Source organism: Nocardia bhagyanarayanae (assembly GCF_006716565.1).
GTDB classification, from domain to species: Bacteria; Actinomycetota; Actinomycetes; order Mycobacteriales; family Mycobacteriaceae; genus Nocardia; species Nocardia bhagyanarayanae.
This window is the reverse complement of sequence record NZ_VFPG01000001.1, coordinates 1,457,820-1,474,684: the sequence shown is the minus strand read 5'-3', so window position 1 is coordinate 1,474,684 and position 16,865 is coordinate 1,457,820. Positions and strand designations below refer to the sequence as shown.

At 70.2% G+C, this 16,865-nt stretch carries 11 protein-coding genes; 6 read left to right on the top strand and 5 right to left on the bottom strand.

Annotation, left to right across the window (positions count from 1 at the left end; translation table 11 throughout):
- The first annotated feature begins 22 nt into the window (after positions 1 to 22).
- Positions 23 to 1,369, top strand: a complete 1,347-nt coding sequence (locus FB390_RS06040) for an MFS transporter (RefSeq protein ID WP_246123877.1) — start codon at positions 23 to 25, stop codon at positions 1,367 to 1,369.
- Between the two features lie 35 nt (positions 1,370 to 1,404).
- Here the strand turns inward: FB390_RS06040 and FB390_RS06035 are convergent, their stop codons facing one another.
- A complete protein-coding gene (locus FB390_RS06035) occupies positions 1,405 to 2,040 on the bottom strand; it encodes a hypothetical protein (protein ID WP_141808058.1) in 636 nt (211 codons plus the stop codon).
- Positions 2,041 to 2,174: 134 nt separating this feature from the next.
- On the opposite strand from FB390_RS06035, the gene FB390_RS06030 reads away from it, so the two are divergent.
- Positions 2,175 to 3,857: a glycoside hydrolase family 183 protein gene (locus tag FB390_RS06030; RefSeq protein WP_141808057.1), complete on the top strand. Its 1,683-nt coding sequence runs from the start codon at positions 2,175 to 2,177 to the stop codon at positions 3,855 to 3,857.
- Between the two features lies 1 nt (position 3,858).
- Here FB390_RS06030 and FB390_RS06025 read toward each other — a convergent pair whose 3' ends face one another.
- The 3 genes from FB390_RS06025 to FB390_RS06015 are packed head-to-tail and all read right to left on the bottom strand — an operon-like array spanning position 3,859 to position 6,155.
- Entirely contained in the window at positions 3,859 to 4,716 is an 858-nt protein-coding gene (locus FB390_RS06025; RefSeq protein ID WP_141808056.1) for a 5-oxoprolinase subunit C family protein, read from the bottom strand.
- Positions 4,713 to 5,390: a 5-oxoprolinase subunit B family protein gene (locus FB390_RS06020; RefSeq protein ID WP_141808055.1), complete on the bottom strand. Its 678-nt coding sequence runs from the start codon at positions 5,388 to 5,390 to the stop codon at positions 4,713 to 4,715. Before FB390_RS06020 ends, FB390_RS06025 begins: the two co-directional genes overlap by 4 nt.
- A 12-nt stretch (positions 5,391 to 5,402) precedes the next feature.
- The gene (locus FB390_RS06015; RefSeq protein ID WP_141808054.1) at positions 5,403 to 6,155 is read right to left on the bottom strand and encodes a LamB/YcsF family protein; all 753 of its coding nucleotides are present in this window, start codon (positions 6,153 to 6,155) and stop codon (positions 5,403 to 5,405) included.
- Between the two features lie 147 nt (positions 6,156 to 6,302).
- On the opposite strand from FB390_RS06015, the gene FB390_RS06010 reads away from it, so the two are divergent.
- Entirely contained in the window at positions 6,303 to 7,118 is an 816-nt protein-coding gene (locus FB390_RS06010) for a hypothetical protein (RefSeq protein WP_141808053.1), read from the top strand.
- A gap of 15 nt (positions 7,119 to 7,133) precedes the next feature.
- On the opposite strand, the gene FB390_RS06005 is transcribed toward FB390_RS06010, so the two are convergent.
- Complete coding sequence (locus FB390_RS06005) at positions 7,134 to 8,591, bottom strand: CCA tRNA nucleotidyltransferase (protein WP_141808052.1); 1,458 nt, start codon at positions 8,589 to 8,591, stop codon at positions 7,134 to 7,136.
- A 348-nt stretch (positions 8,592 to 8,939) separates the two neighbouring features.
- On the opposite strand from FB390_RS06005, the gene FB390_RS06000 reads away from it, so the two are divergent.
- From FB390_RS06000 to FB390_RS05990, 3 genes are all read left to right on the top strand, one after another.
- Positions 8,940 to 9,476, top strand: coding sequence for an NUDIX hydrolase (locus FB390_RS06000; RefSeq protein WP_067834794.1), 537 nt, complete (start codon positions 8,940 to 8,942; stop codon positions 9,474 to 9,476).
- Entirely contained in the window at positions 9,473 to 12,064 is a 2,592-nt protein-coding gene (locus FB390_RS05995) for a DUF6049 family protein (RefSeq protein WP_221639216.1), read from the top strand. Before FB390_RS06000 ends, FB390_RS05995 begins: the two co-directional genes overlap by 4 nt.
- A 288-nt stretch (positions 12,065 to 12,352) precedes the next feature.
- On the top strand, positions 12,353 to 16,609 hold the full coding sequence (locus FB390_RS05990; protein WP_246123876.1) for a lipid II flippase MurJ: 4,257 nt from the start codon (positions 12,353 to 12,355) through the stop codon (positions 16,607 to 16,609).
- Positions 16,610 to 16,865: the final 256 nt, after the last annotated feature.

Genomic DNA, 16,865 nt, shown 5'->3' with positions numbered 1-16,865 from the left:
CGAACAGGGCACAATCGAGGCGGTGTCGATCGGTCGCCAGGAAGACAGCCCGCCCGCCGACGCGCCGCGCGTTCCATTGCGTACGGCGCTGCGCGAGAGTCCGGGCGTGCTGCGATTGGCGATCGTGCGCTTCGCCGGACAGTTCGGCGACGGCATGTTCCAGGCCGCGCTCTCCGGAGCGATCCTTTTCAATCCCGAGCGCGAGACCGATCCGCTGGCCATCGCCGCGGGCTTCGCCGTCCTGCTGCTGCCGTATTCGCTGATCGGGCCCTATGCCGGTGCGCTGTTGGACCGCTGGGACCGGCGCGCGGTGCTGCTGGTGGCGAATGTGCTGCGCGGCGTTCTGATCGGCGTGACGAGCGTCGGCCTGGTCGCCGGGATCGCCGAGCCGCCGCTGCTGTTGCTGGCGCTGGCCGTCGTCGGCATCAGCAGGTTCGTGATGGCGGGCGTCTCGGCGGCGTTGCCGAGGGTGCTCGCGCAGCAGTGGCTGGTGCCGATGAATTCGGTGCTCGCCACCGTCGCCTCCGGGTGCGCGGGCGCGGGCGCGGCGGTCGCGGTGGCCGTCATCGGAGTGATCGGGGCGGGCGATTTCGCTTCGGCCGTCGCCGTCGCGATCAGCGGAGTGGGGTCGGTGCTCGGTGCGTTGCTCGCGGCCGGGTTCCGGCACGGCGTGCTCGGACCGGAGGACGGCAGTGCGGTCCACGAGAGCACCGTGCACGCGATCCTCACCGGATTGCGCACCGGCGCGCGGGCGGTGTGGCAGTCGGTCTCGGTGACCACGGCGATGGTTGGCATCGGCACGCACCGCGTGGTGTTCGGCGCGAACACGCTGATCATGGTGCTTGTGCTGCGGCAGGCGCCCGAGGGTTCCGGACTGAGCAGCGGCCTGATCGGGTTCGGCGTGGCGATCGCCGCGACGGCGGGCGGCATGCTGGTCGCCGCCGTCGTCGCGCCGGTGGTGATCCCGCGTTTGGGTCGTTCGCGCACAGTGGTCGCCGGGCTCGTCGCCGCGATGATCGTTCAGCTGACCTTGGTGACGCCGATCGCCGTCGCCGAGGCGGGCGCGGCGGCCCAGCGCGCGCATCAACTACTGCTCGCGGGCGCCTTCCTGTTCGGGCTGGCCGGGCAGACGATCAAACTCACCGGCGACGCCACCATGCAGATAGATATCGACGACGCCAGGCGCGGGCAGGTGTTCGCCCTCCAGGACACGGTCTTCAACATCGCGTTCGTCCTCGCCATCGCGCTGGCCGCGCTGGTGGTCCCGGACGACGGGCGCTCGCTGCCCGTGGTGGTCGCGGGCGCGGTCGGGTACGGGTTGGGGATTCTCGCGATCGCGTTGAACAGTCGGCGGCGGACGAGAGGGTAGAACCGCCCGCGCGCGGCACCGGGTGCACCCACGGATCAGTAGCGGGAATCTTCCAGCAGGTCGTTCGTAGCGGGTGGTTCGGTGATCGGTGTGCTCTCGGTCGGCAGCGGCACCGACGCGGCGTGGGCCGGGCGGTCGGACCGGATCGGATGCTCGGCGAGCGTCGCCGAATCGTACGGCGGCTCAGGGCGATTGGGCGGAATCGGCTGGTCGAACGGGGTCGCCTGCCCCGGCGCGGGATGATCCAACGGGCCGCCGTGTGCGATCGGCTCCGGTGGAATCGGGTAGTCGGCGAGCGCTTCGGTGACGGCTGGGGCGGCGGCATTCTGCGGGGCGGTGAGCGGATCCGGCCCGCTGCGCACGATCCAGTCGAGCGGTTCGCTGCCCGCGTCGGCCGCCGCACCGGTGATCTGGTGGTTCCAGGTACCGAGGCCGGTGGGGTCGGTATAGAAGTGGTCGAGCACCCCGTCGTCGTCCAGGTCCAGCGCCGCGACGTCGGCGATGCCGGTGCCGTGCGAATCCCACAGTGCGTCGTCGGCGAGGCCGTCGCCGTCGAAATCCAGTTGGATGGCGTCGGCCGTGCCGGTGCGGGCCAGGTCGAGATCGGCGGGTGACGACCAGACGTGGACGGCGCCGTCGCCCGTCCCGAAGCCGTACTCGATGTCGTTCATATCTGCTTGGACGCGGCCCGCCTCGATCCGGTTCCCGCGCGATTCGGATCGGCACCGCACGGCGCCCGGCCGCGGGCCCCCGGTTCCGGTAAGTTGATCATGCTGCGACCGATTCGACCAGGGAGTCAACAGGTATGGGAGCGCTGCCGCGGAAGCTGGAATCCCCAGCGCTCTTCGGTGTGCTGCTCGCGGGGGTCCTCTCGGTCCCCGCGCCCGCGCAGGCCGCGCCGCATCCGTGGGCGCCGCCGCCCGTGAATCTCTGCGGCGAAACGGGATTCGATCCACTGGCCCGCGAGCCCGATCCGAGCCTGCCGCCGCCACCGCCGATCGTGCTCCCGCCGCAGATCGACATCCCCGTGCCGATCCCGGAGATCACGCCGGTGCCCGTACCGGATCCGCCGCAGGACAAGACGAGGATCGTTCCGGAGCCGCTGCCCGAGGATCCGTGCCGCAACCCGTGCCCCGACATCCGCGACACACCGAAGCCGGATATCGAAGCGGCGGAACCGCAGACGCCCGAGGCGCCCGTTCCCGGTGGCACCGGATCGAGTTCCGGCAGTGGCAGCGGTTCCGGCTCCGGCAGCGCCGACACTGGCAGCGCGGGCTCGGGCAGCTCGGACTCGGGTAGCTCGGACTCGGGCAGCGGTTCGGGCTCGGGCAGCGGTTCCGGCGACGGCGGAATCCAGTTGCCGCGCATCGAGTTCCGTCCCGAGATCGAGCCGATCCCGATTCCGGTGCCCGGCGGTCCCGGCGACGAGCCGCAGCCCGCGCCGCCGCCGGTCCTGCACCCGATCGAACCGGGACCGGTCGCCGAGGCCGTCGTCGCGCCGTGGGTGGGGAAGGTCGACCTGGTCGGCCAGGTGACCGGGCACGGATCGAACAACCGCACCGATATGCGCTGGCAGGTCGACGGCACCGACCTCGGCCTGATGTGGGAGACCAAGCCCGGCGAGGTCGCCGTCGTCTTCGGCGACACCTTCGGCGAGGGCTGGGTCACCGGCGGAGCGGGCGGCCCCGATTGGCGAAGCAACGTGCTGGCCTACAGCACCGACCGCGACCTGTCCGACGGACTGACGCTGGACACCATGGTCCAGGACAGCCGCTGCCACGCGGCGGAGATCCTGAGCAGCCGCAAGATCAAGAACTGGGAGACCACCGTCATCCCGACCTCCGGGTTCGCGATCGGGAATCGCCAGTACCTGAGCTACATGTCCGTGAACAGGTGGAGCCGCGTGCCCGGCATGTGGTTCACCAACTACGGCGGCATCGCCTACTCCGACGACAACGGCAGCACCTGGACCAAGGATCAGCACGCCAGGTGGGACAACCTCTTCGGGATGGGGCGCTTCCAGGTCGCGGCCATGGTCCCGCAGGGCGACTACGTCTACATGTTCGGCACGCCCAACGGCCGGGTCGGCGTGGTCGGCTTGGCCAGGGTGCCGAAGGACCAGGTGCTCAACAAGACCGCCTATCAGTACTGGGTGCACGGCGCCTGGGCTCCCGCGATCGAAAACCACGCGACGCCACTGTTCCTCGGCATCGCGAGCGAGGTGTCGGTGCGCTACGACGAGGCCGCCGAGAAGTGGCAGATGGTGTATCTGGATTCCGCCCAGGGCGCCATCGTGCTGCGCGAAGCCGCTGCGCCGCAGGGCATCTGGACCGATACGGTGCCGCTGGTGAACACCTCGGACTACCCGAAGGCCTACGGCGGCTTCATCCACCCGTGGTCCTCGGGCCGGGACCTGTACTTCACCATCTCGGCCTGGGACACCTACAACGTGTACCTGATGCGCGCCGAAGTCGGCACGCCGAAGTGATTCAGCCCGCTCGACGGAATCGCAGGCGCTGACCGGGTCTGGCCTGCGCCACCGCGTCGACGTCGGCGTCGAGTACCACCGCGATCACCGGATAGCCGCCGGTGATGGGATGGTCGGCCAGAAAGATCACCGGCTGGCCGCTCGGCGGCACTTGAATCGAGCCGAGCGCCATGCCCTCGGTGCGCAATTCGCCGGTGATCCGCCGTCGCAGCGCCGGTCCGCCGACGCGGTCGATGCGGGCGCCGACGCGGTCGGTGTCGGGGGAGACGGCCCACTCGGCCGCGAAAAGCGCTGTGGCGTCCTCGAACCAGTCGTCGCGCGGGCCGAGCAGCGCGCGCACCGTGAGGACGCCATCGGGTGGCCCGTCGACCGGCGCGACGTCGACGAGCGGCAGCTGACGCGGAACGGGCCCGATCGGCAGCCGATCACCCGCGCGCAGCGGTTCCGGTCCGATGCCGGACAGTGTGTCGCGGCTGCGCGAGCCGAGCACCGGCGCGACGTCGATGCCGCCGCGCACCGCGACGTAGCTGCGCAGCCCGTTCGCCGCGAATCCGAGCCGAAGGGTCTGTCCCTCTTCCATTTCCAGCACGCTGGCGTGGCCGACCGGGATACCGTCCAGCACCGCCTGGGCGGGCGCGCCCGCGACCGCGACGGTGTGGTGCCGCTCCGCGCGCAGCATCAGCCCGCCGAGCAGTACCTCGATCACCGCGGCGTCCTCCGGGTTGCCGACCAGGCGATTGGCCAGCCGCAACGACGCGCGGTCGGCCGCGCCCGAGACCCCGACGCCGGAATCGAACCAGCCGGGGCGACCGAGGTCCTGGATGGTGGCCAGCGGACCGACCCACTCGACGAGCATCATCGGGCCACCTCGAAACGAACCAGCCCACCCGCCCTGATCAGCGCGGGCGGATCGCGGTCGACGTCCCACATCGTCAGATCGGTGCGGCCGATCAACTGCCATCCGCCGGGCGTACTGCGCGGATACACCGCCGAGAAGCCGCCCGCGAGGGCGACCGCGCCTGCCGGTATGGACGTACGGGCGGTATCCCTGCGCGGCACGGTGAGCCTTCCGTCGGGGGACTCCAGATAACCGAAACCCGGTGCGAATCCGACGAACGCGCAACGCCATACCGTGCCGGTGTGCGCGGCGATCACCTCGTCCTCGGTCATGTCGAGCAGCTCGGCGACATCGGCGAGATCCGCGCCGTCATAGCGCACCGGGACGACCAGTGGTTCGGGAGAGCCGTTGTGCGGCAATGTTCCACGGGAAACATCGCCCGAATCGACCTCGTGCTGGAAGCTTTCCAGTAGCGCGCAGATCTCGCGGCGCACCGATTCGGCGTCGTCGGGCGAATTCAGCGTCACCAGAACGGTTTCCGCGGCGGGCAACACGTCCTCCACACCCTTCGGCGCGCTGACACGCAGGGCGTCGGCCAACCCGGCGGCCCGAGCGGGTTCGTCGGGCGTGACGAGCAGCGCCCGGTCTCCTGCGGCGCGAATGTATCGCTGCCAGGGCGATTTCGGTTCCCTCATATGACGCTCCGATTACCCGAACGACGCGACCGGCACACCCGATTCCGCGAGCGCGGCGCGAATCCGCCGCGCCATCTCCACCGCGGCCGGAGTGTCACCGTGCACACACAGACTGGCGGCGGACACCGCGACCTCGCCGCCATCGACGGTCCGCGCTTTGCCCGTCGCCGCGATCGAAATGGCCTGGGCGACAGCCTCATCGGCGTGCAGCACCGCGCCGGGCAGGCCGCGCGGCGCGAGCAAGCCGGTCGGGGTGTACGCGCGGTCGGCGAAGCCCTCGCCGACGAACCGGACCTTCGCCTCGGTAGCCGCCGCCTCGAGCTCGGTCCCCGACGGGCCGAGCAGCGCTAGCTCCGCGTCGTACTCGGTCATCGCGGTGAGCAGCGCCTCGGCCAGCTCCCGATCCGCCGCCGCGGCGTGATACAGCGCACCGTGCGGCTTCACATAGCGGACCCGGTCGCCCGCGGACTTGGCGAAGGCGTCGAGTGCCCCGATCTGGTACAGCACCTCGTCGCGCAGCTCGGCGGGCGCGACCGCGATCGCGCGCCTGCCGAAACCGGCCAGGTCCCGGTACCCGACGTGCGCGCCGATCCGCACCCCCTTGCGCACCGCCGTCGCACAGGTGGCCCGCATGATCGACGGATCGCCCGCGTGGAAGCCACAGGCAATGTTGGCGCTGGTCACGATGTCGAGCATCGCCGCGTCGTCGCCCATCGTCCACGGGCCGAAGCCCTCGCCGAGATCGCTGTTCAGATCCAGCGCCATCGGTGTCCTCCCGCCGTCGAACCTGCGTGCCGGTGACATTGTCGTCCTCGCGCGCCGCACGAGACAAAGAATCGGCAGACCGGCGCCGCGCGCGCCCGCCTGCGCGGATGGTCCTACCGCTCGCCGGCAAGTACCCTCGGAGCAATCATGGCCACGTATTTCGATCCGAAGTCATGGTCACCGCTGCGGGCCGTCGACTTCGGCAAGCGCCTGTTCGATCAGTCCTGGCTGGAGCAGTGGATCGCGACGACCACCTCGTGGGTGGATCCCGTGGTCGACCTCGGCTCGGGCACGGTCACGGCGCTGATGCCGGACGTTCTGATGACGGTGCTGAGCGAAGGCATTCTGAGCCGGTTCGGCGGTCAAGAGGTGCACGCCACACTGCTCGGCCACGAGGTGAACGCGACCCTGCAGGTGCTGAAGGTGCGCAGGCGCGGGGCGCACTTCCAGACCAAGACGGTGTTGTCGCGGCTGAGCTGGGACGAGCATCCGATCGAGGCCGTCACGGTGATCGCGCACGGCGTGCGGCTGATCCCCGGCGTTCCCACCAAGTTGCGGGCCGCCCAGCTGGACCTGGAGGGCACCGTCACCACGGCGGCCCTGGTCGGCTGGCTGAACACCCAGCCGCTGGACTGGCGGCTGAGCGTGCACGAGAACGGGCTGATCCGGGCCGAGCACCGAAGACGCAAGCTGACCGCGCTGGTCGACGCCGCGGTCGAGAACAATTTGCTGACCATCGAGATCCACCGGGCCAACTGGCTCGGTCTCCGGATACCGCGGCGGATGATCACCGCGCCCGCGATCCTGCTGGAGAACCTGCCGCGGCACGCGCGCATCGCGCGGGCCGCCCGGGACGGTGACCTGGTCCGGTTCCGCGTCGACCTGCCCGAGACGACCGGCTCGTTCGATCTCGCGCAGATCCGCGACGCCATCGTCGCGGGCACCACGCTCATCGTCTTCTGAGCGCGGAAAACCCGGTCAGCTCTGCGTCTTCCACCATTCCAACAGCGCCGCCTCGGCCTCGTCGCGCGTCATCGGGCCGCGGTCGAGGCGCAGCTCCTTGAGATAGCGCCACGCCTTGCCGACCTCGGGACCCGGCCGCAGGCCGAGCAACTCCATAATCGCGTTGCCGTCCAGGTCCGGGCGGACCTTGGCCAGGTCCTCCTCCTGCTGGAGCCGCTCGATGCGGGTTTCGAGGTCGTCGTAGGTGGCGCGCAGCGCGGCGGCGCGGCGCTTGTTGCGGGTGGTGCAGTCCGCGCGCACCAGCTTGTGCAGCCTGGGCAGCAGCTCGGCGGCATCGGTGACGTAGCGGCGCACCGCGGAATCGGTCCACTGCCCCTTGCCGTAACCGTGGAAACGCAGGTGCAGGAAGACCAGCCGGGCCACGTCTTCGGTGAACTGCTTCGGGTACTTCAGCGCGCGCATTCGCTTGCGCACCATCTTTGCGCCGACCACCTCGTGGTGGTGGAAGCTGACACCGCCGCCAGGCTCGTTGCGCTTGGTGTCCGGCTTGCCGATGTCGTGCAGCAGCGCGGCCCAGCGCAGCACCAGATCCGGGTCGCCGTCCTCCAGATCGATGGCCTGCTGGAGCACGGTCAGCGAGTGCCAGTAGACGTCCTTGTGCTGGTGGTGCTCGTCGATCTCCAGCTTCATGGCGGGCACCTCGGGCAGCACCCGCTGGGCCAGACCGGTCTCGCACATCACGTTGATGCCGTCGATCGGATGCGCGCCGCCGATCAGCTTGTCCAGTTCGGTGCGCACCCGCTCGGCGGTGATGCGATCGATCTCACCCGCCATCGCCTCGATGGCCGTGCGCACCCGCGGGGCGAGTTCGAAACCGAGCTGGGAGACGAAGCGGGCGGCCCGCAGCATGCGCAGCGGATCGTCGTTGAACGAATCCTCCGGCGCCGCAGGGGTATCCAGCACGCCGGCCAGCAGCGCGTCCATGCCGCCGAGCGGATCGACGAACTCCAGCGCACCGTCCGCGGCGATCTTCACGGCCATCGCGTTGACGGTGAAATCGCGGCGCACCAGGTCGCCCGCCAGGGTGTCGCCGAAGGTGACCTCGGGATTGCGCGAGACCCGGTCGTAGGAGTCGCTGCGGAAAGTGGTGATCTCCAGCTGCTGATCGTCCTTGGCCGCGCTGACCGTGCCGAACGCCAGGCCGCCGGTGTCCCACAGGTGATCGGCCCACCCGCGCATCAGCTCCTGTACCTGCTCGGGTCGCGCGCTGGTGGTGAAGTCCAGATCGGTGCCGAGCCGCCCGAGCACCGCGTCGCGCACGCTGCCGCCGACCAGATACAGCTCGTGCCCGCGCGCCGCGAACAGTTCCCCCAACGGCGTCAGCACATCGGCGAGTCCGCCGAGGGTGACCGCCGCCGCGGCCAGCAACCGGGTACGCCGATCCTCGGAAGGCAACGGGGCTGGATCGGTCACTTGCGCATCCTCGGACTTGGACGAAACCACGAAGAAGCAGCTTACCGAGGCCGGAAAAGCGGAATTCGGGCACAGCCGGAGGGAAGCGTCGAACAGTCGATGGCGTTCATCCCACCTGACAGGCAATGATGATCTCGCTCCGGACGATTCCCCTGATAAAAAGAGCATTCGCGCATCCCCACCCACCACGGAGCGAGCCCGACGAGCGACCGTTCGCGGCCGTCTCGCTTCCGAGCGGTGGAAGCGCATGCGACGCAGTCGCGAGTCTCGACCGCTCGGAAGCGAGACATAAGGGCCGCGAACACGCCGCGCGCCAGCGCGGCAAATCCAACACAGTAGGATTGCTTGGTGTCTCCGGCCGATCGCGCGAACAGTCGACGCCGCCAGCCTCGGCGCCGCGGTTCGGCGGCCAACGCGGCTAAACCGCGCATGCGCACGGTACGGGAGACTTCCGCGGGGGGATTGGTCGTGGACGGTCTGGACGGACCGAGCGATAAACGCAGCGCCGCCTTGATCGGTCGCACCGATCGTCGCGGGCGGTTGCTGTGGTCGTTGCCGAAGGGTCATATCGAGGAAGGCGAGACGGCGGAGCAGACCGCGATCCGTGAGGTGGCCGAGGAGACCGGCATCCACGGCGTGGTGGTGGCCGAGTTGGGCAGTATCGATTACTGGTTCGTCACCGAGGGCCGCCGGGTACACAAGACCGTGCATCATTATCTTTTGCGTTCCGTCGGCGGTGAGTTGTCCGACGCCGACGTGGAGGTCACCCAGGTCGCGTGGGTTCCGTTGAGCGAGCTGGATTCTCGTTTGGCCTATGCCGACGAGCGCCGCTTGGCCGAGGTCGCGAACCGGTTGATCGACCGGATGGAGACCGGCAAGCGATGACCCAGACTTTTCGGCATCGCGCAGCGATTCCGTGGGGGGTGGTGGCCGGGCGACGGGTGGGTCTGTTCCGGATCATCGTGGCGGTCCTGACCCTGCTCGGTTCGGTGACGGCCGTGCCGGTGCTGCTCGCGGCGCCCGCGGGCGCGCAGCCGAGCGGGTCGAACAATTCCACAACGCCCAAATTCTTGAAGCTGTCGCTGGATTCGGTGACGCCCTCGGCCGTGACCACCACCAGTGATCCGCTGCTCACCGTCTCCGGCACGGTGACCAACATCGGCGACCGCGTCGTCGACGACATCAGCGTCCGCATTCAGCGGGCCCCCGCGGTGTCGGCGCCGAGCGAGCTGCGCTCGGCGTTGCGGCTGGATCAGGTCAACTACGAGCTGACCGGTCCGTTCGAGGATGTGGTCGAGCGGCTCAGTCCCGGCCAGCGCAAGCAGTTCACGTTGAGCATCCCGTTGCGCTCCGGCGGCGACGCGTCGTTGCAGATCGACGAGCCCGGCGTGTATCCGCTGCTGCTGAACGTCAACGGCGAGCCCGCCTACGGCAGCCAGGCGCGGCTGGACGACGCCAGGTTCCTGCTGCCGGTGCTCGGGCTGCCGCCCGGCGGGCCGGACGCGGCCGAGCCGGTGCCCGCGCCGACCGACGCGCCGGTGGCGACCACGTTGCTGTGGCCGTTGGCCGACCGGCCCCGGCTGGTGGCCGGTGTGCCGGGTTCGGTGAACGGGAACGTCGAGCTGACCGACGACGAACTCGCGGCGTCGCTCGGCAAGGGCGGTCGGCTGGAACAGCTGCTCGGCGCGCTGGAGTCGGCGCTCGGCACCGGGCCGAACCGCGATCGCGGGCTGTCCTCGGCCGTGTGCGTCGCCGTCGACCCGGATCTGCTGCTCACCGTGCAGGCGATGACCAGGGGTTATCGCGTGCTCGCCAGCCCGTCGGATCCGGACGGCGCGACCAGGGATGGCACCGGCGCCGAACACGCACAGGCCTGGCTGGACCGGTTGCGCGCGCTCGCCTCGTCGGTGTGCACGGTGGCGTTGCCGTTCGCGCAAGTGGACGTGGACGCGCTGGCGGCGGTGAACGATCCCGAACTGTCCGCTCGCGCGTTGGACGCGCCCGCGGAGATCATCGATTCGGTCCTGGCCACCCGCTCGCTGCGCGGCGTCAGCCTGCCCGATTCCGGCAGCATCGACGCCGGCGGCGGAATGTTGTTGCGCAGCCGCGGTTTCAGCACCGCCGTGCTCGCCGACACGGCCGCGGTGCCGGTCGGCCAGGCCGATTCGGCGGATTTCACCAGCGGTCGCGGATCCTCGATCACGACGACGGATGCCCCGGAGTCGGCGGCGCCGGCGATGGTCCGATTGCCGGGCGTCACCGCGCCGACGCCCGAGCAGGCGCCACCGCCCCCCGCGCCCGCCGATCCTCCCGCGCCGCCCGCCGCGCGGCCCGATCCCGCGCTGCACGCGGCGACCTTCGACATCTGGTCGGCAACGGCGCTCGCCGCGGTCGGCTCGAATCCGCCGACGCCTTCGTTCACTCCGGATCGGGTGCGCTACGAAGTGACCAACGACTCGCGCGCCGCCCGCCTGCAAGACGCGTTGGGCGCGATCTCGTGGAGCGCGCTGCACCCCGAACCGGGCAAACCGCGTTCGCTGCTGCTCGTCCCGCCGCAGCAGTGGGGCGCCAACCGGGACGAGGCCGCCGCGCTGCTGAAGCAGCTCGACCTGCTGGTCGAGAGCAATCTCGCGACACCGCGCCCGTTCGCGGACCTGCTCGCCCTGCCGCCGGACCCGCAGCCCTACGAACTCGACTATCTGCCGCAGGCCGCCGAGGACGCGGTGCCCGCGCGGTTCGTCCTGCCGACGCGCGACCAGGGCCACCGGATCACCGAGCTGATGCGGGCCCTCGTCGACGTGCCGGAGATCGAGCCGACGCCGCGCCAGTTCCTCACCCCGTTGCGCGACGATCTGATCCGGGTGCTCTCGCTCTCCGATCGCCGCACCGGCAACGCCACCCAGCCGGACACCTTCGCGCAGCGACGGCTGGACCAGACCACGCGCACGATGAACAACCTGTATCGGTCGGTGACGGTGCTTCCGCCGGGCGGTGTGTACACGCTCGCCTCCGAGCAGAGTCCGTTGCTGCTGGTCGCGCGCAACGATCTGCCGGTCGCGATCCGTATCAGGTTCCGCATCGAGGCGCCCGCCGAGACGAACATCACCGACATCGGCGAACAGCAGCTGCCGCCGAAGGGCACCCGGTCGTTCCAGATTCCGACCGAGGTCAGCGACAGCCGGAACCTGGTGATTCCGATCTCGCTCACCACGCCCGACGGCGTCGGGCTCGGCAACGCCACCTCGGTCTCGGTGCGTTCGAACGCCTACGGCCAAGCCTTGGCCATAATTACGGCATGTGCCGGACTGCTGCTGTTCCTGTTGGCCGGGCGTCGGCTGTGGCGGCGCTTCCGTGGCGAGCCCGACCCCGCCGACGAGGGTTTCGACCCCGGCATCCGGCGTCGGGTCAACAGGTACCGACGTGCGCGCAAGCGAGTGCTGCGTGAACAGGGACAGGGACACGATGAGGGATGATCGATCCGATGCCCTCACCGTGCGGGACAATCGGTGGACGTCCGCGACCGCTTCGGAGCGCGGGCGGATACCAGCACGACGGGGGAGGCTCGATGGGCGAAACGCCGATCGGGCATGCCGGATGCGCAGGTCCGGTACGACACAGGAGGCATGATGAGCGACGATGATTTATCCGCTCATCGGCCTCGACCTGATGAACGACCTGACGGGCCGCCCGCCCGCCGGGCTCCCGCCGCACCTTGGGAACGGGGGATCCGGCCGCCGAGCGAGCCGCAGGAGGATCCCGGCATGACGCACCGGGACCCTTACGGCGAGTATCCGAGGGTGCCTCGGGTCAGCCGCCCGTCCGGACCGCCGCAGGGCGGTCGGATGGCGCCGCCGTCGGGCCCGATGCCCGCCCAGCGCGGACCGGCTCCCGGACAGTCCGGCCCCATGCCCGCCCAGCGCCCACCGGTCGGCCGTCCGCCCGTGCCGCCGCAGCGGCCCGGCGCCGCGCCGCATCCGGGTCAGCGCCAGTATCCGCCGCAGCCCGGTCAGGGCGGGCCGCGTCCCGCACCGCAGGGACGCCCCCTACCGCCGGTGCCACCGGCCCCGCCGTCGCCTGCACAGCGCCCGCCCGTGCCGCCGGAGGGCAGGCAGGCGCCGCCCAGAATGCCGCACGGGCAGGGCGAGCCGATTCCACGCACGCCCGCGCCGCCGCAGCGGTTCGCCCCGCCGCCCAAGTACGCGCCGCAGCAGCCGAACCCGGCGCCGCTGCGCGGCCGACCCGCGGCCGCGGTACACGACACGCCGCCGCCCGCCAATCGGCCGCGCACCCAGGAGTGGGCCGTCACCGAGGCCGAGCCGGAGCCGGCCGAGACCAAGGAGAGCGCGAGCTCCCGGCTGCTCAGGGACTCCGGTTCGATCGCGATCGCGACGCTGATCAGCCGCATCACCGGTTTCGGCAAGCAGCTGCTGCTCGCCGCGGTGCTCGGCCCAGCGATCGCCAGTGCGTTCACCTCGGCCAGCCTGATCCCGAACATGATCACCGAGCTGGTGCTCGGCGCGGTGCTGACCGCGATGGTGGTGCCGACGCTGGTGCGCGCGGAGAAGGAGGACCCCGACGGCGGGGCGGCCTTCGTCCGGCGCCTGGTCACGGCCGCGTTCGTGGTGCTGATGGGCGCCACACTGCTGGCGACGGCCGCGGCGCCGCTGCTGGCGACGCACGTCTTCGTGTCCGCCGACGGCAAGGTCAACACCCAGCTGACCACGGCGCTGACCTTCTTGCTGTTGCCCGCGATCCTCTTCTACGGCATGTCGGCGCTGTTCACCGCGATATTGAACACGCGCCAGGTGTTCAAACCCGGCGCGTGGGCGCCCGTGCTGAACAACATCGTCGTGCTCGTCGTGCTCGGCCTCTACGCCGTGACGCCCGGCGAGATCACCCTCGACCCGGTGTCGATGAGCGACCCGAAGCTGCTCGTCCTCGGTGTCGGCGTCACGCTCGGCGTGTTCACCCAGGCGGCCACGCTGCTGCCCGCGATCCGCCGCGAGGGGATCGACCTGCGTCCGCTCTGGGGTGTCGACACGCGGCTCAAGCAGTTCGGCATGATGGGCGCGGCCATCATCCTGTACGTGCTGATCAGCCAGGTCGGCCTGGTCTTCGCCAACCACGTCGCCTCGACGGCGGACGAAGCGGGCCCGGCCATCTACTCGCTGGCCTGGTTGCTGCTCCAGCTGCCCTACGGCGTCCTCGGCGTCACCGTGCTCACGGCGATCATGCCGCGACTGAGCCGCAACGCGGCCGAGGGCGACACCCCGGCCGTCGTCGACGACCTCTCCGTCGCGACCCGTCTGACGATGATCGCCCTCGTCCCCGTCGTCACCTTCCTGACGCTCGCCGGGCCGCAGCTGGGCGAGGCGCTGTTCGGGTACGCGCGCTTCACCGGAGACGCCGAACGGCTCGGCTACGCCGTGAGCTGGTCGGCCTTCGCGCTGATCCCGTACGCCCTCGTGCTGATCCACCTCCGGGTGTTCTACGCGCGGGAGCAGGCGTGGACGCCGACCTGGATCATCCTCGGCATCACGGCCGTCAAGATCGCCTTCTCGGCGCTCGCGCCGTTCATCGCCGACAACAGCGATCAGGTCGTCATCGTGCTCGGCGTCGCGACCGGCCTCGGCTTCACCGCGGGCGCGATCATCGGCGGCTACCTGCTGCACCGCAGCCTCGGCGATCTGCGGATGGCCAACGTCGGCCGCACCGTCACCCGGGTCGTGCTCGCGTCGATCGCGGGCGGCGCGGTGATGCTGATCGTGGACAAGGTGCTCGGCCTCGAGCGGCTGTCGGAGTCCATGGGCGGTCCCGGCTCGCTGATCCGTGTGACGATCACGGCGATCGTCATGTTCGCGACGGCGTTCGGACTCATGCGACTCGCGGGCATTCCGGAGATCGTCGCCATCACAGTGGCCATCTCCCGGCGCCTCGGCATCACGCCGCCCGCACCGGATCTGGACCTCGACGGACCGGTCGAGGACGAGTACGCCACGCAGGTGTTCCGCAGGCCCGATCCGTACATGTACTCGGGCTTCGACCCCTACCTGGATTCGCAGGCCACGATGGTCTTGCCCGTGATCAGACCGGATGCTGTTGACCGCACCGGGCGGGGTGAGTTCCCGTACCCTGTTCGGCAGAGAAGCACAGGTGGCGATGTCGCCGGAACTTCGACATATCAGGGCGAAGGAGGAATGAGGGTGAGCGACGACGCGGCGGTGGGCGGCGTCCCAGCCGCCGATCCTTCTGCGACCAAGGCAGGCAGCCTGTCCACCGACAACCCGCCCGCCGCGGAGAGCCCGTCGGACCCCCAGCATCCGCACGCGGGACCCGACAGCCCGCCTTCCGGCGACGGCCAGCACGTTCCGCGCGAGACCCAGCACCAGGCGCCGCCGCGCGACCCGATGTACGACACCGGGATGATCCCCATTCCGCAGCTGCCGCCAGCCGGGCCGGAAGCGACGGGTGCGCGCCGAACTCCGCGCGGCCCCAAGCTGATTCCGGGCGCGTCGGTCGCGGGCGGTCGCTACCGGCTGCTCGCCAGCCACGGCGGCGCGCGTGGACTCAAGTTCTGGCAGGCCCTCGACATCAAACTCGACCGCGAGGTCGCGCTCACCTTCGTCGACGCCGATCAGAAGGCCACCGACAACTCCGGCCACGACGGTCCGCAGGCCATCCTCTCGCGCACCCTGCGGCTCGGCCGCATCAATTCGCCCGGTCTGGCCCGCGTCCTCGACGTGGTGCGCGGCAGCTCGGGCGGCATCGTGGTCGCCGAGTGGACGCCCGGTCGCTCGCTGCGCGAGATGGCCGAGACGGTGCCCTCCCCGATCGGCGCGGCCCGCGCGATCCGTGCGCTCGCCTCCGCGGCCGAATTGGCCCACCGCGGCGGCGGTTCGCTGTCCATCGACCACCCCGACCGCGTGCGCATCAGCGCCTCCGGTGACGCGGTGCTGGCTTTCCCCGGGACGCTCGGCGATTCCGACGCCCAGTCCGACGTGCGCGGCCTCGGCGCCATGCTCTACGCGCTCATCACCGCGCGCTGGCCGATCCGCTCCGGCGGCCTGACCGGCACCGCGGCCACCGTCGGCGGACTGCGCCTCGCGGACTTCGGTCCGGACGGAACACCGGTGGAGCCGAGACAGATTCGGCCCGAGGTGCCCTTCGAGATCTCCGCGGTCGCGGTGCGCTCGCTGGAGTCGAACAAGGGCGTGCGGACCGCGGCGACCGTCCAGCACGTGCTGGAACAGGCCTCGGTCGTCGATCAGAAGACCGATTTCATCCCCGTGCTCCGGCTCGGACAGCGGGCGCAGCCGGTCAACGCCGACGATTCGCTCGCCGATCCCGAATTGCTCGCCGCCGAACGCGAGCGGTCGCAGCGCATGATGTGGATCATGGTCGGGCTCGGCATCCTTGCCGCGCTCGTGGTCGGCATCGTGATCTGGTGGATGGTCAGCGTTTTCGCGCCAGGCGCGTCGGACGCACCGATCGACGAATCGCGCAACATCGGCCTGACCACCAACAGTTCCGTCTCGCCGACGACTCCGCCAGGAGCGATCCCGAGCAACCCGGCGGGCGGCGTTCCCGTGCCGGTGACCAACGCGACCGTGTTCTCTCCGGAGGGCACGCCGGACAACGTCAGCGGTGTCGGCGCGGTGCTGGACGACGACCCGGCCACCGTCTGGCGCTCCGATCAGTACTTCCAGCAGTTCCCGGCCCTCAAGAAGGGGGTCGGCCTGCTGGCCACGTTGCCGAGCCCGGCGAAGCTGACGAACGTGTCGATCACCTCGCCGAGCCCGGGTACGTCCGTGGAAATCCGTACCTCGCCGACGAATTCGCCGACGTTGGACCAGACCCAGTTGATCGGCGCCGCCCAGCTGGCCGACGGTGTCACCGAAATCCCCGTGAACGCAGACCAGTCCGCGCGCTACGTGCTCGTCTGGATCACCGGTCTCGGCAACTCGGGAAACCAGTTCCAGACGACGATCGCCGATCTGCGGTTCGACGCCGCGCCCTGATCGTCCGCACCGAATCCGTCCCGCTCCCTGGTCATCCCGATCCCGAGCGGTCTTGTTGCTGCCGCTTCGGCAGTCCCGATATGATCGGCTCGCGCTCTCAGCAGGGGAGCTTCCCGGGACCTGGTTTTTTCGATCCCGGATGCTGCGAAATATCTACGGCGATGGTCCTTTTGGGCTGTCGTGAGTTGAGCGCCGTCCAAGGGGTTGGTTTTGTCGTCGGAATTGAACGAGGACTCCCGCGGGGGAAGTTCGCGGG

Excerpts from the sequence above, each read along its gene's own strand:
- FB390_RS06035 (WP_141808058.1), bottom strand. The coding sequence starts at position 2,040 with ATGAACGACATCGAGTACGGCTTCGGGACGGGCGACGGCGCCGTCCAC.
- FB390_RS06030 (WP_141808057.1), top strand. The coding sequence starts at position 2,175 with ATGGGAGCGCTGCCGCGGAAGCTGGAATCCCCAGCGCTCTTCGGTGTG.
- FB390_RS06025 (WP_141808056.1), bottom strand. The coding sequence starts at position 4,716 with ATGATGCTCGTCGAGTGGGTCGGTCCGCTGGCCACCATCCAGGACCTC.
- FB390_RS06020 (WP_141808055.1), bottom strand. The coding sequence starts at position 5,390 with ATGAGGGAACCGAAATCGCCCTGGCAGCGATACATTCGCGCCGCAGGA.
- FB390_RS06015 (WP_141808054.1), bottom strand. The coding sequence starts at position 6,155 with ATGGCGCTGGATCTGAACAGCGATCTCGGCGAGGGCTTCGGCCCGTGG.
- FB390_RS06010 (WP_141808053.1), top strand. The coding sequence starts at position 6,303 with ATGGCCACGTATTTCGATCCGAAGTCATGGTCACCGCTGCGGGCCGTC.
- FB390_RS05995 (WP_221639216.1), top strand. The coding sequence starts at position 9,473 with ATGACCCAGACTTTTCGGCATCGCGCAGCGATTCCGTGGGGGGTGGTG.
- FB390_RS05990 (WP_246123876.1), top strand. The coding sequence starts at position 12,353 with ATGACGCACCGGGACCCTTACGGCGAGTATCCGAGGGTGCCTCGGGTC.